The organism is Lutibacter sp., assembly GCF_030692605.1.
In the GTDB taxonomy this organism is placed as follows: domain Bacteria; phylum Bacteroidota; class Bacteroidia; order Flavobacteriales; family Flavobacteriaceae; genus Lutibacter.
The window spans coordinates 63,601-85,622 of sequence record NZ_JAUYUD010000010.1; the positions used below are offsets into that span (position 1 = coordinate 63,601).

The window sequence follows — 22,022 nt, forward strand, 5'->3', positions numbered from 1 at the left end:
AAAACATTAAAAATGACTTTAAATCAACGAATAAAAGCTTTTTCAAAATTAGGGCAATTCTTATCGCAATTTTCAAATGAAAAAATTGAAAAAAAAGATAATTCAGACCTAAATACCCTATTTTTCGATGGTTTTAAAATGCAAATTGAAAGAGCTCATGAGTTAAATGGCTGGTTCAATAAAGAAAATGTTTTAAAAGCTGTGAAAGGTTGGAGTGATGAATTAACTGAAGAAAATTTAATTACTTGGACCTCAAAATATAATTTTCCAACTAAAACTTCCAATAAAACTGTTGCAATAGTTATGGCAGGGAATATTCCGTTGGTAGGTTTTCACGATTTTTTAGCTGTTTTAATTTCTGGTTATAAAGTAGTTGTAAAACAATCATCTAACGATAAAAATTTACTTCCTATTTTAGCTAAATATTTAGAAAAACATGACTCTTATTTTGAAGATAAAATTGAATTTGTTACTGGTAAATTAACAACCTTTGATGCTGTTATTGCAACAGGAAGCACTAATACATCGCGCTATTTTGAGCACTATTTTGAAAAATACCCAAGTATTATAAGAAAAAACAGAAATTCTGTAGCTATTTTATCGGGAAATGAAAATCTAGAAGAATTAGAACTTTTAGGTGAGGATATATTTCAATATTTTGGATTAGGTTGTAGAAGCGTTTCAAAATTATTTGTTCCTGAAAATTATAATTTCGACCTCCTGTTTAACGCATTATTTAAATTTAACGACATTATAAATTATAAAAAATACGAAAATAATTACGACTATAATAAGGCAGTTTATTTAATGAGTCTTTTTAAATTAAAAGAAAATGGTTTTATTATGTTGAAAGAAGATCCTAGTTATGCATCTCCAATTGCTACAGTATTTTACGAGTATTACAAAACAACCGAGCAATTACTAAGAAAATTAACGTTGGATGGAGATAAAATACAATGCATTGTAAGCAACGAAAACGTTGTAGATTTCGTAAAGTTCGGACAAACCCAGCATCCAAAATTATGGAATTACGCGGATGATGTTGATACTATTGAATTTTTATTAAAAATTTAATTAAAATTTTATCAAATAAAATTTAATTAATACGCTTTTTTTACCGAAATTTGTTTGAAATTTAATTCCTATTTTTTTAAGAAATGAAAAAACATAATTTTAGTGCAGGTCCTTGCATATTACCACAAATAGTTTTGCAAAAAGCAGCTGAATCAGTAATCAATTTTAATGGCATTGGCTTATCATTAATTGAAATTTCTCATAGAGGCAAAGAATTTATTGAAGTAATGGAAAATGCCCGTAGTTTGGTAAAAGAATTACTAAACTTACCTGAGGGTTATTCTGTATTATTTTTACAAGGTGGTGCAAGTTTAGAATTTTTAATGGTTCCTTACAATCTTTTAAAAGTTGGAGGGAAAGCAGCTTATTTAGATACAGGTGTCTGGAGTTCAAAAGCATATAAGGAAGCTAAATTATTGGGTGAGGTCAACGTTTTTGCATCGTCAAAAGATAAAACATATAATTATGTACCAAAAAATTATAAGGTTCCTGCAGATGTAGATTACGTTCATACTACTTCTAACAACACTATTTATGGAACTCAATTAAAAGAATTTCCAAAAACAGATAAATTATTAGTTTGTGATATGAGTTCTGATATTTTTTCACGTCAGTTAGATTTTTCTCAATTCGACTTAATTTATGCTGGCGCTCAAAAAAACATGGGCCCTGCTGGTACAACTTTGGTAGTTGTAAAAGATGAAATTTTAGGAAAAACAGGACGTGTTATTCCAACAATGTTAGACTATCAGCAACACATTGCAAATGACAGTATGTTAAATACACCTGCCGTTTTTCCAGTATACGTTTCTATGCTAACACTCGAATGGATGAAATCTATTGGTGGAATTCCTGCAATTGAAAAATTAAATGAAGCAAAAGCAGCGGTAATTTATAATGAAATAGACAGAAACCCTCTTTTTAAAGGTTTTGCTGAAAAAGAAGATCGTTCGTTAATGAATGTAACATTTAATTTAGTTGATGAATCAAACAAAGAAGCGTTTGATAAACTTTGGAGCGCAGCAGGAATTAGTGGAATTAAAGGACACAGATCTGTTGGTGGGTATCGTGCAAGTATTTACAACGCAATGCCAATAGAAAGTGTGCAAATATTAGTTGATGCAATGCAACAATTAGAACAACAAGTTTTAAAATAAAAAATATAGATATGAGAGTTTTAGCAAATGATGGTTTATCACAAAGTGGTATTAAACCTCTAGAAAATGCTGGTTTTGAAGTAGATTTAACAACTGTTGCACAAGATCAATTGGTAGATTATATCAATAAAAATAATGTTGTCGCATTATTGGTAAGAAGCGCAACAAAAGTTCGTAAAGATATTATTGACAACTGCCCTAATCTTAAAATAATTGGACGTGGAGGTGTTGGAATGGATAATATTGATGTTGAATATGCTAGATCCAAAGGGTTAAAAGTAATTAATACTCCTGCCGCTTCATCACATTCAGTAGCAGAATTGGTTTTTGCTCATTTATTTGGAATGGTGCGTTTTTTACCTGAATCAAATAGAAACATGCCATTAGAAGGAGATTCCAAATTCAATGCATTTAAAAAAGCATTTGCCAATGGGATAGAATTGAAAGGAAAAACTATGGGTATTATTGGTTTTGGTAGAATCGGACAAGCTACTGCAAAAATTGCACTTGCCTTAGGAATGAAAGTAGTTGCATACGATCCATTTATTGAATCTGTAACTTTAGATCTGGAATTTTACGATCATCAAACCGTATTTTTTACTATAAATACAGTTTCAAAAGATGAAGTAATTGAACAATCAGATTTTATTTCTCTTCACGTTCCAGCTCAAAAGGAATATGTAATTGGCAAAAATGAATTTAGCGCAATGAAAAAAGGTGCATTTATTGTAAATGCTGCCAGAGGTGGAGTAATAGATGAAATTGCATTAGTGCATGCATTAGAATCTGGTCAAATTGCAGGTGCAGCTTTAGATGTTTTTGAAAAAGAACCAACTCCTGAAATTCAGTTATTAATGAATCCTTTGCTTTCCTTAACACCTCATATTGGTGCAGCAACTGCTGAGGCACAAGATAGAATTGGAACTGAATTGGCAGAACAAATTATTGGAATTCTCAATTAATAAAAGTATTAAAGATTGAAAAGGGCTGTTTATTTAACAGCCTTTTTTAATTTTAAAATTCATAAATAATTACATTTGAAAAATAAAAACATATATAAAATATTAAGATTAAATTATGGCTATAATAAAACCGTTTAAAGGGCTTCGTCCACCAAAAAACATGGTACAAGAGGTAGCATGTTTGCCTTATGATGTTATGAATTCTGAAGAAGCTTTAAGAATGGCTGATGGCAAAAAAGCTTCTCTACTGCACATAACCAGAGCTGAAATTGAATTTGACAAGAATATAGATTCTCACAGTGAAATTGTATATACTAGAGCAAGAGATAATTTTAAAGCATTTCAAGATAATGGCTATTTATTACAAGATAGCGAAGACCATTATTATATCTATGCCCAAACAATGAACGGCAAAACACAATATGGGATTGTAGGAAATGCCTCTTGTGAAGATTATAAGAATGGGATAATTAAAAAACATGAATTAACGCGTCCAGATAAAGAAGAAGATCGAAAAATATTAACTAGACAATTAGAAGCTAATATTGAGCCTGTTTTTTTTACCTATAGAGCTGTTCCAGAAATTGACGCAATTGTTTCAAAAATAATTGCAACAAACTCTCCTGAATATGATTTTACAGCTGAAGATGGCTTTGGTCATCATTTTTGGGTTATTAAAGATGCTGATATTAATAAAACATTAGAACAACTTTTTAAAGAAAAAGTTCCGTGCACGTATGTTGCTGATGGTCATCATAGAACAGCCGCTGCTGGAGGTATGAGTGAAGAATTCAAAAGTAAAAATCCAAACCATACTGGTAACGAGCCTTACAATTATTTTATGGCCGTTCATTTTCCTGACAATCAGTTGCAAATCATTGATTATAACCGCGTTGTAAAAGATTTAAATGGGTTAAGTGTTGAACAATTTATGGCTAAAGTTCAAGTGAATTTTACAATTAATAAAATTAGTGAGTCAATTATTAAACCAACTAAATTACATGATTTTTCAATATATGTTGATGGTAAATGGTATGGTTTAACCGCTAAAGAAGGTACTTTTGACGATAATAATCCTATTGACAGTTTAGATGTAAGTGTTTTATCAAAATGTATTTTAGAGCCAATTTTAAATATTAAAGATTTAAGAACTTCGACAAAAATTGATTTTGTTGGAGGAATTAGAGGTCTTGAAGAGTTAAGTAAACGTGTAGATAAAGGTGAAATGGCTGTTGCTTTTGCTTTATTCCCTGTGAGTATGAACCAATTAATGAATATTGCTGATACCGGTAATATTATGCCTCCAAAAGTAACTTGGTTTGAACCAAAATTACGATCGGGTTTAGTTATAAATAAATTAAATTAGTTTTTAGTGTCTTTAAAAAACAATTTAGAACTTATATACAATTCTATATCGGAACAGGTTAAACTTATTGCAGTTTCTAAAACGCAATCTGTTCCGGTAATAATGGAAGCATATGCTGCTGGTCAAAGAGTTTTTGGTGAAAATAAAATTCAAGAAATGGTTGAAAAATATCAACAGCTTCCAAAAGATATTGAATGGCACATGATAGGGCATTTGCAAACAAATAAGGTTAAATATATGGCCGAATTTGTGCATTTAATTCATAGTGTAGATAGTTTAAAAAAATTACAAGAAATTAATAAACAAGCATTAAAATATAATCGAATAATTAATTGTTTGTTACAATTAAAAATAGCAACAGAAGATACTAAATTTGGATTATCTATAGATGAAGCTATGTCAATATTGTCATCTGAAGAATTAAAAAATTTGCAAAATGTTTATATACAAGGTTTTATGGGAATGGCAAGTTTTACTGAAGATGAAATAACCATTAGAAGTGAATTTAAACAATTAAAACAATATGCCTCCAATTTAGCTTGTTACCAATCTCCAATTTTTAATCCAACCATTTTATCAATGGGTATGAGCAGCGATTATTTAATTGCAATTGAAGAAGGTAGCACCATGATTAGAGTTGGAAGTGCTATATTTGGCGAAAGAAACTATATATAATTTGTACGCAATTTTAGATATTGAAACCACAGGTGGTAAATTTAATGAAGAGGGAATTACAGAAATAGCCATCTATAAATATGATGGTCACACAATTGTAGATCAGTTTATTAGTCTTATTAATCCTGAAAGAGAAATTCAACCTTTTGTGGTAAATTTAACAGGTATTAATAGCGGAATGCTTAAAAATGCTCCAAAATTTTTTGAAGTTGCCAAAAGAATTATTGAAATTACAACAGATTGTGTAATTGTTGCTCATAACGCAAATTTTGATAATCGAATTTTAACTACAGAATATCGTAGATTAGGGTATGAATTTGAGCGAGAAACATTGTGCACCGTTGAACTAAGCCAAAAATTAATTCCTGATTTAGATTCCTATAAATTAGGTAAATTATGTCGTACTTTAGGTATACCAGTTAGTAGTCGTCATAGAGCTGAAGGGGATGCATTGGCAACTGTAAAGTTGTTTAAATTGTTAATGAATAAGGACAATGGAAAGGAAATTATTAAAACTGCAATAAAAAAAGAGATTCCTAAAAAAATTGCTCCAAAATTACAATCCTTGTTGGAAAATTTGCCCACTTCAGAAGGATTATTTTATATTCAAAATGAAACTGATATTCTTTATATAGGAAAAGGAAAAAATATTAAAAAAGCAGCGAATCAATTATTTTTAAAAGATTCAAAAAGAGCTATTTATATTCAAAATAATGTAGTATCTGTACTTTATGAAGAAACCGGTAATGCCTTAATTTCTGAACTAAAATTTGTTGTAGAAATAATTAAAAACAAACCTAAATTTAATCAACTTCTATCTAAAAGAAACGGCCCAAAAGTTTCTTTTAATAATGATAATTTTATAATGATTGAAAAAGGCCGAACACTTGGTGAAAAATCTGTTATTTTAGTCGAAAATAATATCCTTTTGGGTTACTGTTATATAGATTTGAGTTATCAACTTAATAATTTAGAAATTCTTAAATCTTTAATTTCAAAAGTTGAAAATTCTAATTATAATAGACTTTTAATAAAAAAATACTTCAATACCCATACCCTAGAAAAATTAATTCGTTTTTAATTTTTAAATCTTTATTTTAGTAAAAAATCTATTTAAATCTCATTTTGAAAGAAGTACAACATAAAATACATTGGAAAACCAAGCTTCATGACATAATATATGAAGCCGACACTAAAGAAGGTAAATTATTTGATATTATTCTCATAATTGCCATATTGTTTAGCATTTTATTTGTGATGCTTGAGAGTGTTGAAAGTATAGATAATAAGTATCATGGTTTTTTAAATATTGCCGAATGGATAATAACAATCCTATTTACCATTGAATATATTACAAGAGTAATTACCATTAAGAAACCTCTATCTTATATTTTTAGCTTCTATGGAATTATTGATTTTTTATCAACTATTCCTATGTATTTATCGCTAATTTTTGTTGGAACACAGGCATTAATTGCATTACGAGCGCTTCGTTTACTTAGAGTATTTAGGATATTAAAACTAACTCGATATTTAGGAGCTTCTGTAAATTTAATGTTAGCCTTAAGATCCAGCAGAATTAAAATTGCCGTATTTTTATTTAGCATATTTGTTATTACCATCATATTAGGAACCATTATGTACTTAATTGAAGGTCCTGAAAATGGTTTTACAAGTATTCCCTATAGTATGTATTGGGCAATAGTTACATTAACTACCGTTGGTTATGGAGATATTTCACCAAATACACCACTTGGTCAATTTATTGCTAGTGTAGTTATGGTTTTAGGGTACGGTATTATCGCGATTCCTACAGGTATTGTAACTTCTGAAATGGCTAAACAAGATGATGTAATTCATACCAATACACAATGTTGTTCCAACTGCTCTTATGGAAAACATTTAGATAATGCTAAATATTGTCAAAAATGTGGAGAAAAGTTAAATCATGAATAAATACTTAATTACTGTTGTTGGACCTACTGCAATTGGTAAAACATCCTTGAGTATAAAACTAGCTCAACATTTTAAAACTGAAATTATTTCAAGCGATTCTCGTCAGTTTTATAAAGAAATGACCATTGGAACTGCTGTTCCTACTAAAGAAGAATTGAATGCTGCTCCTCATCATTTCATCCAAAATAGATCAATTTTTGAAGATTATAGCGTTGGTCAATTCGAAAAGGAAGCCCTAATAAAATTAGAAGAATTATTTTCAAAAAATAATGTAGTTATTATGGTTGGCGGAAGTGGCTTATATACAAATGCCGTTATCGAAGGATTGGATTACTTTCCTGAAATTGCCCCTGAAATTAGAACTCAACTTAATGCTCAGATTAAAAATGGGGAACTCAAATTACTTCAAGATAAATTAAAAGAATTAGACCTAGAATCGTATAAAACAATTGAAATTGACAATCCGCATCGCTTAATAAGAGCATTAGAAATTTGTATCGGAACTAGTAAAACATATTCAGAGTATAAAAACAAACCAAAAGCTAAGCGTAGTTTTATACCTATTAAAATTGGTTTAATGGCCGACAGAGAATTGATGTACAACCGTATAAACAATCGTGTTGATTTAATGATGATAGAAGGATTATTAGAAGAGTCTAAGAAATTGCATGAATATAAAGATTTAAACGCCTTACAAACAGTCGGTTATAGAGAACTTTTTGAATATTTTGAAGGAAATTGCACTTTAGACTTTGCTATAGAAGAAATTAAAAAAAATACACGAAGGTTTGCAAAACGACAAGTAACTTGGAATAAAAAAGACGATCAAATTCACTGGTTTAACTACACCGAAAACATTTCAGAAATAATAAAAAAAATTGAAGAAATTGTTGAATAAACCTAACCTTTATTTAATTTTACTTTCATTTACTTAAAAAATAATTATAATACTATTAACCCAATTATGAAAACAATAGTAAAAAATAGTTTGGCTGTTATTTTAGGATTATTAATTGGAAGCTCCGTAAATATGGGAATTATAAATATTAGTGGCTCCATTATTACACCACCAAATGGCGCAGATGTTACCACCATGGAAGGTCTCAAAGCAACTATACACTTATTTCAACCAATACATTTTATATTTCCATTTTTGGCACATGCATTAGGAACTTTTATAGGCGCTATAATTGCTACATTAATTGCTACTAGTCATAAAATAAAATTTGCACTATTAATTGGGTTATTTTTCTTAATTGGTGGCATTACCAGTGTTTTTATGTTACCATCACCTATTTGGTTTATTATTTTAGATCTATTTGGAGCTTATGTACCTATGGCGTGGATGGGCTGGAAATTAGCTTCATTTACAACTAAAAATATTAAACATTGAACAAAACTAAACTCAAAGAATTTTTAGATGAAAAAGTAATTCAGTACAATATCCCAACCTTTATTGAAAGTGACCCTATTCAAATTCCTCATTTATTTAGTTTAAAAGAAGATATTGAAATTGCAGGATTTCTGACAGCCACTATTGCTTGGGGAAATCGAAAAATGATTATAAAGAATGGGTATAAAATGATGGAAATAATGGGTAATTCTCCTTATGATTTTGTGATGAACCATAAAGAACATCATTTAGATACTTTTGATAGTTTTGTGCACAGAACTTTTAATAGTGCTGATTTCAAGCACTTTATAAAGGCGCTGCAATACATTTATGTTAATTATAAAGGGTTGGAAAATGTATTTACTTTAAATGCTACAAAAAACTCACTTCAACCAGCAATTTCTGAACTAAAAACCATTTTTTTTGAAATTAAACATCTTTCTAGAACAGAAAAACACATTTCAGACCCATTAAAAAATTCTGCGGCAAAACGTATTAATATGTTTTTGCGTTGGATGGTTAGAAAAGATGCAAATGGTGTAGATTTTGGGATTTGGAAATCAATTTCACCTGGTACACTTTCATGTCCACTTGATGTTCATTCTGGCAATGTAGCGCGTAAATTAGGTTTACTCACTAGAAATCAAAACGATGCAAAAGCATTAGCTGAATTAGATGTTAATTTAAGAAAAATGGATAAAAACGATCCTGTTAAATACGATTTTGCTCTATTTGGATTAGGTGTTTTTGAAAACTTTTAATATTTGGTATATTAAATCCTTTTGAATTGAAAATTATACATTTATGTACTTACCAAAGCCAAACCTTGTATTGCTGAAGCATCTTTAGGCTTATTTAATAATACTTTTTGAAAAAGAACTTTTGCTTCCTTCTTTTTACCTAACTGTAAATTAGCCCAGCCATACATTAGCATCCCATCATAATCAAATGGATATAAGTCTACAACTTTTTGAAAATTCAAAATTGCTTTATCATACTGTCCTCTATTATAATAGATTGTACCTAAATAGTACAACGCCTTTGTGTTATTTGGCGAATTTGCTAAAATTTCTTTGTATTGTACAATTACCTCATCCCAACGTCCTAATGCAGATAAAGGAAAAATATAACCAAATTTCGGTTCATCTGCGTATGGGAATAGGTCCATCGATTTTTTATAAAAGGCAATAGATTCTTTAAAATTTCCTGCCATATAATTTAACCAACCTAATCGTAAATTTGTTTCATACGAGTTTTCTTGATATACTGCTTTTAATTGATCTGCTGCTTCCTTAAAATTTCCTTTAGCTTCTAAAGTATAACTTTTGCTAAATGCTTCTTGTAAATTTGAAAAATTGTTTTGCGCTAATACTGTTGTACTAATAAATAAAATAAAAATACCTGTTAATATTATTCTTTTTAAAAATTCCATGTGATTCCTACTATTAAGTTTTGTTGATTAAAATTATATATTTTTGTTAAAATTTCATTGTCTTGTGTTTGATAAAAATCCTCCATTTTGGCAATTGTATATCCTGCTTTTATCACTGAATTTTTAGTGAATACTTTTAAAACTAAGCCCATTTCACTTGTTGTTTTTGCAACTTGGTTATATATAAATGCACCATTATTGGAAACATAATTGGTAATATCTCCAAAATTACCAAAACCTGTAATAGAAAATTTATTTGTACCTATTGCTAATCCTCCACTATATATTAAATTACTATTAGTATTCTGATTTTGATATTGAATCGAACCAAAAGGCACTACTAATGTGCTTCCCAAAGGAAATAAAGACACTGAATATCCTGTTTGAAACTGTTTTTTATTATTTAAATTTGAAACAGATGCATTTACAGTACTTCTTGCAAAATAAGACGCTTTAGAAATTGATGCGCCAAAAACAACGTCAGAATACTTGATTGTTGAAGAAGTTGACACTCGTATTGGTCCTCCAAAATTTAAAGTTTCCTCAATATTTACGTTATCAAAATTACCCGAAACAACGTTTAAATAGGTATCCAAATACCATCTATTCCCAAGTGCAAAAGTAACATCGGCATAATAACGTGTTTCTTTGCCATCATACGGTTTATTTGTTATCAAATTAGAAGTACTTTCTTGCTGATTGTTTTTAATTGACATAAATGTAAGCTGATGATAGAAGTTTACTTTTTTTGATAACGGATGATTTAACCCAATTGAATAGTAACTGTAACTCTCAGGAAAAATACGAACATCATTATTATCGGCATTTATATCCGCAACAGCCATCGAATCAAAATCTACATTTGAAGTCCTTAAAAAACCAATATCAATTGAAGAAATAAAAGGTAATTCTAAATTTATTTTATCTTTCAAAGGCTGAGACATTTTTTCGAAAAAAATATGTGATTCTAATACCATACCGCTAAATCTATATGCCCAATACAAATATTCTTGCACAATTATATCATAATTATTTGCTGTATACGCTTCCTCTAATTCTTTTACAGCACTTAACATCTTATTATCTTTATAATAAGCAATTCCCATTCTAACATTTAAGTAATAGAAATTTAAGTTTGAATGCCTCGATTGTTTACCAACTTCAATAAGAGATTTCCAATCTTGTTTTAAGTACAAATCATACGTTGTGCTATCTATCTCCTTAAAAGACACGGGTTTTTGAGCTTGTACCGTTATAAAAAACAGTAATGCAATTACTATACTAGTCTGTTTTCCCATTTTAATTGAATTTTTGTATTGTTATTATTTGTGCATAAAATTTGAATTGTCCTGTTATTATGTACAGTTATATTTGAATTAAAAAGTTGTTTATTTTTATATCCTTCTATTTTTGAATTCATTTCTATTTTTTGAACATTAAAAGTTACTGTTGATTCAGTATATGTCAACTTATAATTTCCTTTTAAAAAAATACCTATAGGAACTAAAAAATCTTGAATTGTAATTGTGGGAAACCTATATAATTGATGAACTGGAAATGGTGTGGTTACAATTATATCACTACGTTCACTTACTATTACTTTATAAAATGTGCTATACATATAAAATAAAGGACTTTTTTTAGTGCCAACATAATTTAATGCCGAAAATGATTTTCCATTGTTTGAATAATACATAACTGCACCTGTAGAAATACAGTGTAATGAGGATAAATTGTAACTATCTATTACATTTTTAATTACATATACCCTTTCTTTACTTTTTTTATTGGTAATAGTTAAATTAAATTCATCGCCAGGATTCCATCTAAATGCCGATTCTAATATATCTGAAGTTGAAATATTTTGAAGTATTTCATTTTCCTTCGGAATTCCTTTTGAAGTAAACTTTAACTTTGAATCAACTAATTTTAAATACTCAAAAAGTGGATAATACATTGTTGGACTACCAATTTCTGCTGAAGATTGAACTTGAAAATGCAAATGAGGATATGGAGATCTCCCAGAGTTACCACATTTCCCAATAACTTGCCCTTCCGAAACAATATCTCCTACTTTAACTTCAACAGAACCCTTTTTTAAATGACACATTTTGGTGTATAGATACAAATCGTGTTTAATAACAACCGTGTTTCCCCAATTATGTATGGTATTAGCAATACCAATTTCGTTATCATCAATAGCGTTTAAAACTGCAACCACAGTTCCACTAGCCGGTGCAATTACAGGTTTGTCAAAACAAAAATAATCAGTTGATAAAAGTCCTTCGCCTAAAAATTCTTTTTCAGTAGTTTCATCTTTTATAACAAAATCCCAAGCATATTTAAAAAAATCTTTATGTGTATAAAAACCTTCGTGACCTTGATTTACAGTCCATTGTCCCAAAAAAGGTAATCTTATTGGATTGGTAAAAGCTGCAAACTTTTTGGCTGGCTGACTTGCATATAAATATGCATTTGTTTCTGGATTTTTTTGCTGAACCAAAGTTAAAATTGGAGGTACAGTTTGGTTAAATCGAATCTTAAAGGCGTATAATACGCTAATTATTACCAAATTAAATGGTAATGAAAAAACCGACATCTCAAAGAAACCAAATAGTTTGCTTGTTCCAACAGTAGTTATTACCAATACAGGAACTAATGCCATACTCCACAAAAATGATTGTTTTGATGGAATTAAAAAATAACCACCAATAGCAATTGCCGATAGAATAAAATTAAATCCGTAATAGGTATAATTTAAAGTTCCTTGGTACATTCCTAAATAAGAATAAAACCAATACGCAACAAAAAAACCAACCAACGACAGTAAAAAGATTACTCTAGAATGAATTAATAAACCAATTGCAATAAGCACACCCGCTAAAATATTAAACTGAAAAAAGATAGCTCCTAATGATAAAAAATAGGTTTCAAAACCTGTATCTGCAAACAAATTATTTAAAAAATCTACCACAAAAACCAATGTATTCCCTCCCAGTTTAAAAAACATGTTTGAAGGATATAATGCCTCTGTATTTAATGCTATGCCACCAAATGATGGAAAAGAAAATAACATAAGCCACATACCAATTAAAAAGGGTACACTTAAAAATGGGAGGCTATATTTTGCTAAAAACCCCATCAAAAATATGGTACTAAAAAAAGCGATGGCACTACCAACAATTATTAAAATTAAAACATCTAAACCAGGTAAAAAATAAGTACCAACACCTAAACCTACTAATAAGGAGTTAAAACTAAATAATCCTCTTTTAGATATAATTTGAGAATACCCAAATAATTCAGCTAAAGCAACTGCTGTAGTAACTGCAATTAAACCACTCAAACCAATCCACCAATCAATAAAACTAACTAATACCAAAATACTTGCTAGAATTTTATTATCGGTAAAAAATATTTGAGCATAACTTGTTAAAACAGCTTCACCAAATAAGGCGCTTTTTATTTTTAGTTTATTTTTCATTCTTTAATTTACTTTTTTACAATCATAAGATTTAGTATTGTTATACTATTCTTTAACCCATTTTTGTATTTCTTTATTTATTTTGAAGGTGCTTAGGAACCAATTCTTGAATACGGAAAACCTCCTTATTTTCTTCCTTTCTAATTACGTGTACTTTTCCATTTAAATCTATTAGAACAACATTAGGGCGATAAGTAATAAACTGCATCCACTGTGTCATTGTGTACGCTCCTACTCTTTTAATTACAAATCTATCTCCTTTGTTTAGCAATGGAAAATCAATATTATTTCTTACAACATCAATATTCATACATAAAGGTCCGTATATGGTGGTTGGTTCAGACTGGAAACTTGTTTCTTGCACAGGGAAAATCTCATAATCGTACCAAAAAGCGGTAAACAATAAATTTATACCAGAGTCAATTACCATAGCTCTTCTACCATCTGCCAAACGTTTATTTGCCAAAACTGATCCTGCAAGCCAACCAGCCTCATCTATTAAAGCTCTACCAGTTTCTAAAATAAGTGTTGGCGTTTCATTATTAGGAAAATTAACAGAAGTCATAGCGGTAGTAATGGCATGTGCATAATCATCAAAACTTGGAGTAGTATCTGTAGCAGGCATATAGGCACCTTGTAATGTGTTTTGTGAAGCAAAACCACCTCCAACATCAATATAACTTATGCTTTTTTGAAAACGATCAAATGTTTTATTTGCTAAAGCGGCTAATTTTTCAATAGCTATTGAATAGGCTTTAGACATGGTAATATAAGTTCCAATATGAATATGTAAACCTATTAAATCTATTCCACCATCCGTTAAAATTCTATTGATGGCATTCCATGCTTCACCATTTTCATAATTAAAACCGAATCGATCCCATTGTGGTATAATTCCTGTATCCATATTAACTCTAATTGCTACCTGTGGACGCTCCTTTAATTTTGGTAGTATTTCAATAATTGTATATAATTCATCAAAATGATCTATATGTATCAGTGATTTATTGTTGATTGCTCTAGTTAAATCTGCATCACTTTTATCTGGACCGTTAAAAATAATTTTTGAACCTGAAACGTTGTTATCTAATGCTTTTTCATATTCAAACCCTGAAACTACTTCAGCCCAAGACCCTTCTTGATGAAAAATACGACACACTGCATCTAAATAATTTGTTTTATAAGACCATGCAAACTGAACTTTTGGATAGCGAGTTGAAAAAGCACAATAGGCAGTTTTATAAGTTTCTCTTATCGTTTTTTCAGAAATAATAAATACAGGCGAACCATATTCATCAATAATATCGTTAATAGCAACATTATCAATAGTTTCTACAGGACGTAATCTTTTTAAACTTCCAAATTTATTTGGAATTCCTTCAACTACTTTTCTTAAAATCGGACGTTCATAAATTTTTTTACTCATTTTTTTATATTCTAAAGTTCACCAAAAATTATTATTTTCTCAAAATCTGCTATATCACCTATTAAATCCCATGAATAACGAATAAACATTTTTCCAAATTCATATTTAGTAACAGGATCTACTTTTTCACCCAATGCCAAACGACATAGCATTTCAGGAATATTTTGTCCTGCACCAACCGCTAAATATACCCAAGCAGGTATTCGTGGATTTATTTCTATTAAATGATATTCTCCATCATCTGTTTTAATCATTTCCAATTCCATTCCTCCACGCCATTTTGTTTGTTTAATAATATGATGTGTTATTTCTAACAAACGTTCATCATTTAATGTAATTCCACCCCAAGCCTTCCCTTTATCGGTAATATATTGTTTACGCATTGGCACAGCAGCAACCGTATTTCCTTCGCCATCACCTAAAGCAATAACGTTCACTTCTGTACCGTGTATGGCTTGTTGCACAACAACTGGCAATCCCCATTTTGCACTTAATTTATTAAAATAATAAACAGCTTGACTTTGATTTGATACCTTAAAAGCTTCATAATATTTACCTTTAATAAAATATGGATACGATAGTGGTTTGGGTAAATTTGCCAACTCATTACTGTTCATAATAGCTTTACTTTCTGGAACTGTGATTCCGTATTTTTTAGCATATTCAGGTAAATTATCTTTATGGCGTTCTTCAAACTGTTCCATCGTTGGTAAGAAAGTATGAATACCCATTTCTAATAATTTTGTACTATATTTAATAAAAAGGTATAACTCCGAATCGAAATTAGGAATAATAATATCAATTTTTTCCTTTTCTTGAATATATTCCAACCGTTCTAAAAAAGCTTCGCTTCCTGTTGAAGGAAATGGCATTAAATACGTTTTATCTACCAAACCGGGCATATAAATTCCAGGTTCTAAATTTTCATAGGCAAGTCCAATTATTCTGGCATTTAAATTTGAATCTTTTATACCTCTAATAACAGGAACTCCAGGTCCTGGACTGTCAATATTATTAAGACCTGTAATAGCAATGGTTAATTTTTTCTTTTCCATAACTTAGTCTATCATATTTTCTTTTTTCAAAAAATCGAGAAACTCATACATATCTCTTCCAGCAGTTACATTGTCTACATCAAAATCCTGCATTATGGCATTTATAATTTCTTCTCCAGATTTATTTTCTTTAAGAAATTGAATTATAAATAGCCCTAATTCGTTAGTTGTAAAAGATTCTCCTGTTGAAGGTTTGAAGATGAATCCGTTGTCGCTTATTGCAAGCGAATTTAATTTACTCATATCTCTATATTTTTTTTATTTAATAAATCCCATTTTACTAATTTCGTGTTTAATTTTCACAATTAGAGCCACTTATGTTACCCATTATTTAGCCACATTCATCCAGAAAATACATTTATAATATTTTTAACTTACTGAATTAAAGCATTTTAAAATATTAGATCCATAAAAGGAATAGTACTTAGACTGTCCTTTTTGAAAAAGGTTTAAACAATATAATTTCAGCATTTTTTAAGATAAACTTTTTTTAAAAAAATAGAAAAAATATTGATAAAAAAATGGTTGTGACAGAAAATTAACGTTTACCTAAAACGATGAAAATTATTGGTCAGATTTAATTTAATTAAAATAAATAAAAACGAATTTGTTAAATATAATTCTACCCCCCATTTAAATTATGTGTTTTCAAAAATTTTTAATAATTACACTATTGGTTTGCGTTAAGGATAGAACGGTTTGTTTGAGCTTTTTGGTTATTTTTATAAAAAAAAGCGAGTAGTGATAGCCTTACCCGAAGTGTAACGTCCAAATATTATATAAAACTTTCTATAGCTAACTCGTAACTTTTCAGTCCAAAACCAGCAATCACTCCTTTTGCATTAGGAGCTATATATGAAATATGCCTAAAATCTTCACGAGCATGCACATTAGAAATATGAACTTCTATAACGGGAGTTTCTATTCCTTTAATGGCATCGCCAATGGCAATGGATGTATGGGTATAAGCACCTGCATTTAAAATAATTCCATCAAATGAAAATCCAACTTCGTGTAATTTATTAATTATCTCGCCTTCGATATTACTCTGAAAATATTCCAATTCTATTTTTGAATATTTCTTATGAAGCGTGGTAAAAAAAGTTTCAAAAGATAGGTTACCGTAAACCTCTGGTTCTCTTTTACCAAGTAAATTTAGATTGGGACCGTTTAAAATTAGAATTTTCATTTTAGAATAATTTATGTGTAAATATATTACTTATTTTTACCATTATGAAATGGCTACAAGCATTACAAGATTACCAGTTTTATTTGAAAATTGAAAAAGGATTGGCTAAAAATTCTATTGTGAGCTATTTGCACGATGTAAAAAAATTAATTAACTATCTTGAAGAACATCAATTAGTAGTTAGCCCCATTAATATTGATAAAGAACAAGTTCAAGAATTTATTTACACTATTTCAAAAACAATAAATCCGAGGTCTCAAGCTCGTTTAATTTCTGGATTACGAAATTTTTTCGATTATTTAATTTTTGAAGATTACAGAAAGGAAAATCCGACCGATTTAATTGAAACTCCAAAAATTGGTAGAAAATTGCCAGATACCTTAGCTTTAGAAGAAATAGATCGTTTAATTAATGCTATTGATTTAAGTGAACCTCAAGGAGAAAGAAACAGAACAATGATTGAAACCCTTTATAGTTGTGGGTTGCGTGTTTCTGAATTGGTCGATTTAAAATTGTCAGATTTATTTTTTGATGAAGGTTTTATTAAAGTTACAGGAAAAGGAAATAAACAACGATTTATTCCTATTAATGAACAAACTCAAAAATTTATTGATCTATATATTAACGGAATACGAAATCATGTTGCCATTAAAAAAGGTTTTGAAGACACCGTTTTTTTAAATAGGCGAGGTAAAAATTTAAGCAGAGTTATGATTTTTACCATTATCACCAATTTGGCAGAAAAAATAGGATTAAAAAAGAAAATAAGTCCTCATACGTTTAGACATTCTTTTGCAACACATTTATTAGAACGAGGAGCCGATTTAAGAGCCATTCAACAAATGCTTGGTCACGAAAGCATTACCACTACTGAAATTTATATGCATTTAGATAGGCGTTTTTTAAAAGAAGTTGTCAATAAATTTCATCCAAGAAAATAGGCTAGTCTATAATTGAAACTCCATTTAAATCGGTGGTTAATACGTCACTCATATAATTAAAATAAGGACGCATAGCTTTATAACTTTCATTAATTTCTTCTAAAAAATTAGGATTTAAAACTTCATCATCGGTAAAATTACGAACAACAATAAATTGTTTCATTCTAATCAAATCTAAATCTGGATGTTCTTTATCAAATCCCCTAGGAGCTGTTTTTAAAGAGTCACCTTCAAGCTTTCCAAAGTGTTTTACAAAAATTTTATTATTTATAATTGCTCTTATTTCCGTTGAATCTGTTTCAAATTCTTTTCGAATTCTTAATAAATCATCTTTATTGGGTTCCCAAAAACCACCTGCTAAAAAACTTTCACCTGAGCGAATTCTTAAATAATAACCACCGCGTAATTTTTTAGTTGCTCTTGAAAATGAACCTGCAAAATGAGGTTTATAAGGTGTTTTATCTAATGAAAAACGAACATCACGATAAATTCTAAATAACTTAAATTGGTCAATATCATCATGTGTTTTCAACTTTTGCATCAGGGCACTGTAGAACTCTTTCGCTTTCTTTTGCTCTAGCTGAAATTCGGGTTTATGTTCATTAAACCAATCTCTATTATTGTTTTCTTTTAAAGCTGATAAAAAGTCTAATGTAGTTTTTGAAATTGAAGTCATTTTTTAGTTTTTAGAAATTGAAGATACAAAAATAATTAAATCTACTTTCCTTAGTCATGCTGAACTTGATTCAGCATCTCATACATCTATTTTATATTGATGAGACCCTGAATCAAGTTCAGGGTGACGTAATGCTATTTATGTCTTCCTTCTAAAATCTTTACAATATCCTGCAACGCAAATCCTTTTGCTTGTAATAAAATCAAATAATGAAATAACAAATCTGCTCCTTCATTTAAGAATAAATCGTCATTATTATCTTTGGCTTCAATTACAATTTCTATAGCTTCTTCCCCTACTTTTTGAGCAATTTTATTAATCCCTTTTTCAAATAACGAAGCAACATAACTTTTTTCTGAATTCCCAACTTCTCTCCTACTTTTAATTACATTTTCCAGTTCCGACAAAAACCCAAAAGACTGCCTATTTGTTTCATTCCAACATGTATCTGAACCTGTATGACAGGTTGGACCAACTGGATTTACTTGAATTAACAAGGTATCATTATCACAATCGTTTTTAATTGAAACTACATTTAAAAAATTACCGCTTTCTTCACCTTTTGTCCACAATCTATTTTTAGTTCGGCTAAAAAAAGTAACTTTATTTGTTTCCTTAGTTTTAGTAAATGCTTCAGCATTCATATAGCCTAACATTAGTACTTTATTGGTTTTTACATCTTGAATGATAGCTGGTATTAAACCGTTGTTATTTTTATTAAAATCTATGTTCATAATTGTATGTTTTATGGTGATTGAGTGGAGTTGAAATCATAATTAATGTTTGCGCTTCGGCTCCACTCAGCGATCAGTAAATTTATAACCTTACTGGAATATTATTCCTTTTTAATTCGTTTTTTAAATCTATTATTTCAATCTCTTTAAAGTGAAAAACACTTGCTGCCAAAGCTGCGTCTGCCTTACCTTCAATAAAAGTATCGGTAAAATGTTGCATAGTTCCTGCGCCACCCGATGCAATAATTGGAATATTTACCAACTCACTTAAATAAGCCAACGCTTCATTTGCAAAACCATTTTTTGTGCCATCATGATCCATTGATGTAAATAAAATTTCACCAGCACCGCGCTGTTCCACTTCTTTAGCCCAATCGAATAATTTTATATCCGTAGGCACTTTTCCACCTACTAAATGCACCATCCATTCACCTTCAATTTGTTTGGCATCTATTGCCACAACTATGCACTGACTTCCAAATTTTCCAGCCAACTCATTTATTAATTGCGGATTTTTTACTGCGGAAGAATTGATAGAAACCTTATCAGCTCCAGAATTCAATAATATCTCAACATCTTCAACTGATGAAATACCACCACCTACTGTAAAAGGAATATTCACTTTTTCAGCAACGTGCATTACCAATTCCACCAAGGTTTTTCTTCTCTGTTCTGTTGCAGTAATATCTAAAAAAACCAATTCATCAGCGCCTTCGTTAGCATATATTTCTGCTAATTCCACCGGATCACCAGCATCTCTTAAATCTACAAAATTCACACCTTTTACGGTTCTCCCGTTTTTAATATCTAGGCAGGGAATTATTCTTTTTGTTAACATATTTCTAAGTTGAAAGTTAAAAGTTGAAAAGTTGAAAGTATTTTGTAAAAACATCATACTTCTAATATTGTATATCTAACTTTGAATTTAATTTATTTGTTTCGTCATTGCGAATGAAGTGAAGCAATCTCTTTCTATAAAACAGATTACCACGTCGTTTCACTCCTCGTAATGACATTTAATTATTTAAAATATAATTTTCTAGTTGTTTCATACTTATTTTGTGCTCATAAATAGACTTGCCAATAATAGTTCCTTCACAGCCCATTTCGGCTAATTTAGGTATTTCTTCAAAAGTTGAAATCCCACCAGAAGCAATTAATTTCACATGAGGTGTTTCAGTTAATATCTTTTGATACAATTCAAATGAAGGTCCTTGTAACATACCATCTTTTGAAATATCCGTACAAATAACATACTTCACTCCTTCTTTCATATAATATTGAATAAAAGGAATCAATTCTTCATTACTTTCTTCTTGCCACCCGCTAACTGCTACTTTTTCATCCAAGGCATCAGCTCCTAAAATAATTTTATCTGCTCCAAATTTTTCTATCCAACTTCTAAAGATTGAAGGATTTTTTACAGCAATGCTTCCTCCTGTAATTTGATTAGCTCCACATTCAAAAGCAATTTTTAAATCATCGTCAGACTTTAATCCTCCTCCAAAATCAATAATTAAATTAGTGTTTGTAGCAATTAATTCTAATACTTTGTGATTTACAATATGACTTGCTTTTGCTCCATCTAAATCTACCAAATGCAAATACTGCACTCCGTGATCTTCAAACATTTTTGCTACCTCTAACGGATTCTCGTTATAAATAATTTTTGTTGCATAATCTCCTTTCGAAAGTCGTACACATTTACCATTTATAATATCAATTGCTGGAATGATTCTCATTTGTTATTTTTTAATGTTTACACATCATTGCGAATGAAATGAAGCAATCTGTTCTTTAAAAACAAATTACTTCGTCGCTACCTCTCCTCGCATGACATATTATTTTTAATTACAATTCCAAAAAGTTTTGTAATATTTGTGCACCTGCTTTACTACTTTTTTCAGGATGAAATTGTACTCCATAAAAATTATCTTTTTGCAATGCTGAAGCATATTTAATTCCGTATTCAGTTGTTGCAATGGCTTCATCATTTAAAGGAACGTAAAAACTATGCACCAAATACATATATTCTTTATCGTTAATTCCTTTGAATAAATCAGATTTTAAGTTTTCAATTTGGTTCCACCCTATTTGAGGAACTTTTTCAGAATTATCAAATTTGATAACGTCACAATCAAAAATACCTAAACCTTGTGTATCGCCTTCTTCACAAGAATTACACATTAATTGCATTCCCAAACAAATACCTAAAACTGGTTGTTTTAAAGTTGGTATAACTTTATCTAATCCCGAAGCTTTCAACATTTCCATAGCACTACTTGCTTCACCCACACCTGGAAAAATTACTTTATCTGCATTTCTAATTGCTACTTCATCGTGAGATAAAACAGCTTCATATCCCAAACGCTGAATCGCAAATTTGATTGATTGTATATTTCCTGCTCCATAATTTATAATAACTATTTTCATTGTTTAGTATTGAGTATTGAGATGTTAGTAATGAGTATTTAGATACGAGTATTGAGTAAAATCTAACTT

At 29.7% G+C, this 22,022-nt stretch carries 23 protein-coding genes; 11 read left to right on the forward strand and 12 right to left on the reverse strand.

Annotation, left to right across the window (positions count from 1 at the left end; translation table 11 throughout):
• The first annotated feature begins 12 nt into the window (after positions 1–12).
• The 10 genes from Q8S45_RS01115 to Q8S45_RS01160 all read left to right on the forward strand — a co-directional run bounded on the left by Q8S45_RS01115 (position 13) and on the right by Q8S45_RS01160 (position 9,344).
• A complete protein-coding gene (locus tag Q8S45_RS01115) occupies positions 13–1,074 on the forward strand; it encodes an acyl-CoA reductase (protein ID WP_305600437.1) in 1,062 nt (353 codons plus the stop codon).
• Between the two features lie 83 nt (positions 1,075–1,157).
• On the forward strand, positions 1,158–2,231 hold the full coding sequence (serC, locus tag Q8S45_RS01120; protein WP_305600439.1) for a 3-phosphoserine/phosphohydroxythreonine transaminase: 1,074 nt from the start codon (positions 1,158–1,160) through the stop codon (positions 2,229–2,231).
• Between the two features lie 11 nt (positions 2,232–2,242).
• On the forward strand, positions 2,243–3,193 hold the full coding sequence (locus Q8S45_RS01125; protein ID WP_305600441.1) for a D-2-hydroxyacid dehydrogenase: 951 nt from the start codon (positions 2,243–2,245) through the stop codon (positions 3,191–3,193).
• Between the two features lie 115 nt (positions 3,194–3,308).
• Positions 3,309–4,559, forward strand: a complete 1,251-nt coding sequence (locus Q8S45_RS01130) for a DUF1015 domain-containing protein (RefSeq protein ID WP_305600442.1) — start codon at positions 3,309–3,311, stop codon at positions 4,557–4,559.
• A 6-nt stretch (positions 4,560–4,565) separates the two neighbouring features.
• Complete coding sequence (locus tag Q8S45_RS01135) at positions 4,566–5,234, forward strand: YggS family pyridoxal phosphate-dependent enzyme (RefSeq protein WP_305600444.1); 669 nt, start codon at positions 4,566–4,568, stop codon at positions 5,232–5,234.
• 1 nt (position 5,235) lies between these two features.
• On the forward strand, positions 5,236–6,315 hold the full coding sequence (locus tag Q8S45_RS01140; protein ID WP_305600492.1) for an exonuclease domain-containing protein: 1,080 nt from the start codon (positions 5,236–5,238) through the stop codon (positions 6,313–6,315).
• Positions 6,316–6,359: 44 nt separating this feature from the next.
• The gene (locus Q8S45_RS01145; RefSeq protein ID WP_305600446.1) at positions 6,360–7,190 is read left to right on the forward strand and encodes an ion transporter; all 831 of its coding nucleotides are present in this window, start codon (positions 6,360–6,362) and stop codon (positions 7,188–7,190) included.
• Positions 7,183–8,088 carry a tRNA (adenosine(37)-N6)-dimethylallyltransferase MiaA gene (gene miaA, locus Q8S45_RS01150; protein ID WP_305600448.1) on the forward strand — a complete coding sequence of 302 codons (906 nt, stop codon included), beginning with the start codon at positions 7,183–7,185 and terminating at the stop codon, positions 8,086–8,088. The genes Q8S45_RS01145 and miaA overlap by 8 nt, the downstream gene beginning before the upstream one ends.
• 66 nt (positions 8,089–8,154) lie before the next feature.
• Positions 8,155–8,583 (forward strand): hypothetical protein, encoded by a 429-nt coding sequence (locus tag Q8S45_RS01155; protein ID WP_305600450.1) that lies wholly within the window; start codon positions 8,155–8,157, stop codon positions 8,581–8,583.
• Positions 8,580–9,344 (forward strand): TIGR02757 family protein, encoded by a 765-nt coding sequence (locus Q8S45_RS01160; protein ID WP_305600451.1) that lies wholly within the window; start codon positions 8,580–8,582, stop codon positions 9,342–9,344. The genes Q8S45_RS01155 and Q8S45_RS01160 overlap by 4 nt, the downstream gene beginning before the upstream one ends.
• A 41-nt stretch (positions 9,345–9,385) precedes the next feature.
• Here the strand turns inward: Q8S45_RS01160 and Q8S45_RS01165 are convergent, their stop codons facing one another.
• From Q8S45_RS01165 to aroQ, 7 genes are all read right to left on the reverse strand, one after another.
• Positions 9,386–10,015 (reverse strand): tetratricopeptide repeat protein, encoded by a 630-nt coding sequence (locus Q8S45_RS01165; protein ID WP_305600454.1) that lies wholly within the window; start codon positions 10,013–10,015, stop codon positions 9,386–9,388.
• On the reverse strand, positions 10,003–11,313 hold the full coding sequence (locus Q8S45_RS01170) for a hypothetical protein (RefSeq protein ID WP_305600456.1): 1,311 nt from the start codon (positions 11,311–11,313) through the stop codon (positions 10,003–10,005). The genes Q8S45_RS01165 and Q8S45_RS01170 overlap by 13 nt, the downstream gene beginning before the upstream one ends.
• The gene (locus tag Q8S45_RS01175; RefSeq protein ID WP_305600458.1) at positions 11,292–13,499 is read right to left on the reverse strand and encodes an urea transporter; all 2,208 of its coding nucleotides are present in this window, start codon (positions 13,497–13,499) and stop codon (positions 11,292–11,294) included. Before Q8S45_RS01175 ends, Q8S45_RS01170 begins: the two co-directional genes overlap by 22 nt.
• 73 nt (positions 13,500–13,572) lie before the next feature.
• Positions 13,573–14,925: a hypothetical protein gene (locus Q8S45_RS01180; RefSeq protein WP_305600460.1), complete on the reverse strand. Its 1,353-nt coding sequence runs from the start codon at positions 14,923–14,925 to the stop codon at positions 13,573–13,575.
• 11 nt (positions 14,926–14,936) lie between these two features.
• Positions 14,937–15,980 (reverse strand): ATP-grasp domain-containing protein, encoded by a 1,044-nt coding sequence (locus Q8S45_RS01185; RefSeq protein WP_305600462.1) that lies wholly within the window; start codon positions 15,978–15,980, stop codon positions 14,937–14,939.
• Positions 15,981–15,983: 3 nt separating this feature from the next.
• Positions 15,984–16,223, reverse strand: a complete 240-nt coding sequence (locus Q8S45_RS01190; protein ID WP_305600464.1) for a PqqD family protein — start codon at positions 16,221–16,223, stop codon at positions 15,984–15,986.
• A 532-nt stretch (positions 16,224–16,755) separates the two neighbouring features.
• Complete coding sequence (gene aroQ / locus Q8S45_RS01195) at positions 16,756–17,169, reverse strand: type II 3-dehydroquinate dehydratase (protein WP_305600466.1); 414 nt, start codon at positions 17,167–17,169, stop codon at positions 16,756–16,758.
• 44 nt (positions 17,170–17,213) lie between these two features.
• Here aroQ and xerD point away from each other — a divergent pair, with 44 nt between their 5' ends.
• Positions 17,214–18,110, forward strand: coding sequence for a site-specific tyrosine recombinase XerD (xerD, locus tag Q8S45_RS01200; protein WP_305600468.1), 897 nt, complete (start codon positions 17,214–17,216; stop codon positions 18,108–18,110).
• Position 18,111: 1 nt separating this feature from the next.
• Here xerD and Q8S45_RS01205 read toward each other — a convergent pair whose 3' ends face one another.
• The 5 genes from Q8S45_RS01205 to hisH form a co-directional block, all read right to left on the reverse strand.
• Positions 18,112–18,786 carry a DUF2461 domain-containing protein gene (locus tag Q8S45_RS01205; protein ID WP_305600470.1) on the reverse strand — a complete coding sequence of 225 codons (675 nt, stop codon included), beginning with the start codon at positions 18,784–18,786 and terminating at the stop codon, positions 18,112–18,114.
• A 134-nt stretch (positions 18,787–18,920) separates the two neighbouring features.
• Positions 18,921–19,520 (reverse strand): bifunctional phosphoribosyl-AMP cyclohydrolase/phosphoribosyl-ATP diphosphatase HisIE, encoded by a 600-nt coding sequence (gene hisIE / locus Q8S45_RS01210; RefSeq protein ID WP_305600472.1) that lies wholly within the window; start codon positions 19,518–19,520, stop codon positions 18,921–18,923.
• Between the two features lie 82 nt (positions 19,521–19,602).
• Positions 19,603–20,358 carry an imidazole glycerol phosphate synthase subunit HisF gene (gene hisF, locus Q8S45_RS01215; protein WP_305600474.1) on the reverse strand — a complete coding sequence of 252 codons (756 nt, stop codon included), beginning with the start codon at positions 20,356–20,358 and terminating at the stop codon, positions 19,603–19,605.
• Between the two features lie 178 nt (positions 20,359–20,536).
• Positions 20,537–21,262: a 1-(5-phosphoribosyl)-5-[(5-phosphoribosylamino)methylideneamino]imidazole-4-carboxamide isomerase gene (hisA, locus tag Q8S45_RS01220; protein WP_305600476.1), complete on the reverse strand. Its 726-nt coding sequence runs from the start codon at positions 21,260–21,262 to the stop codon at positions 20,537–20,539.
• A 109-nt stretch (positions 21,263–21,371) separates the two neighbouring features.
• Positions 21,372–21,953: an imidazole glycerol phosphate synthase subunit HisH gene (gene hisH / locus Q8S45_RS01225; RefSeq protein WP_305600478.1), complete on the reverse strand. Its 582-nt coding sequence runs from the start codon at positions 21,951–21,953 to the stop codon at positions 21,372–21,374.
• Positions 21,954–22,022: the final 69 nt, after the last annotated feature.

Bases quoted from the DNA above. Each gene is read 5' to 3' on its own strand.
- Q8S45_RS01115 (WP_305600437.1), top strand. From the start codon at position 13: ATGACTTTAAATCAACGAATAAAAGCTTTTTCAAAATTAGGGCAATTC.
- serC (WP_305600439.1), top strand. From the start codon at position 1,158: ATGAAAAAACATAATTTTAGTGCAGGTCCTTGCATATTACCACAAATA.
- Q8S45_RS01125 (WP_305600441.1), top strand. From the start codon at position 2,243: ATGAGAGTTTTAGCAAATGATGGTTTATCACAAAGTGGTATTAAACCT.
- Q8S45_RS01130 (WP_305600442.1), top strand. From the start codon at position 3,309: ATGGCTATAATAAAACCGTTTAAAGGGCTTCGTCCACCAAAAAACATG.
- miaA (WP_305600448.1), top strand. From the start codon at position 7,183: ATGAATAAATACTTAATTACTGTTGTTGGACCTACTGCAATTGGTAAA.
- Q8S45_RS01155 (WP_305600450.1), top strand. From the start codon at position 8,155: ATGAAAACAATAGTAAAAAATAGTTTGGCTGTTATTTTAGGATTATTA.
- Q8S45_RS01165 (WP_305600454.1), bottom strand. From the start codon at position 10,015: ATGGAATTTTTAAAAAGAATAATATTAACAGGTATTTTTATTTTATTT.
- Q8S45_RS01170 (WP_305600456.1), bottom strand. From the start codon at position 11,313: ATGGGAAAACAGACTAGTATAGTAATTGCATTACTGTTTTTTATAACG.
- Q8S45_RS01175 (WP_305600458.1), bottom strand. From the start codon at position 13,499: ATGAAAAATAAACTAAAAATAAAAAGCGCCTTATTTGGTGAAGCTGTT.
- Q8S45_RS01180 (WP_305600460.1), bottom strand. From the start codon at position 14,925: ATGAGTAAAAAAATTTATGAACGTCCGATTTTAAGAAAAGTAGTTGAA.
- Q8S45_RS01185 (WP_305600462.1), bottom strand. From the start codon at position 15,980: ATGGAAAAGAAAAAATTAACCATTGCTATTACAGGTCTTAATAATATT.
- Q8S45_RS01190 (WP_305600464.1), bottom strand. From the start codon at position 16,223: ATGAGTAAATTAAATTCGCTTGCAATAAGCGACAACGGATTCATCTTC.
- aroQ (WP_305600466.1), bottom strand. From the start codon at position 17,169: ATGAAAATTCTAATTTTAAACGGTCCCAATCTAAATTTACTTGGTAAA.
- xerD (WP_305600468.1), top strand. From the start codon at position 17,214: ATGAAATGGCTACAAGCATTACAAGATTACCAGTTTTATTTGAAAATT.
- Q8S45_RS01205 (WP_305600470.1), bottom strand. From the start codon at position 18,786: ATGACTTCAATTTCAAAAACTACATTAGACTTTTTATCAGCTTTAAAA.
- hisIE (WP_305600472.1), bottom strand. From the start codon at position 19,520: ATGAACATAGATTTTAATAAAAATAACAACGGTTTAATACCAGCTATC.
- hisF (WP_305600474.1), bottom strand. From the start codon at position 20,358: ATGTTAACAAAAAGAATAATTCCCTGCCTAGATATTAAAAACGGGAGA.
- hisA (WP_305600476.1), bottom strand. From the start codon at position 21,262: ATGAGAATCATTCCAGCAATTGATATTATAAATGGTAAATGTGTACGA.
- hisH (WP_305600478.1), bottom strand. From the start codon at position 21,953: ATGAAAATAGTTATTATAAATTATGGAGCAGGAAATATACAATCAATC.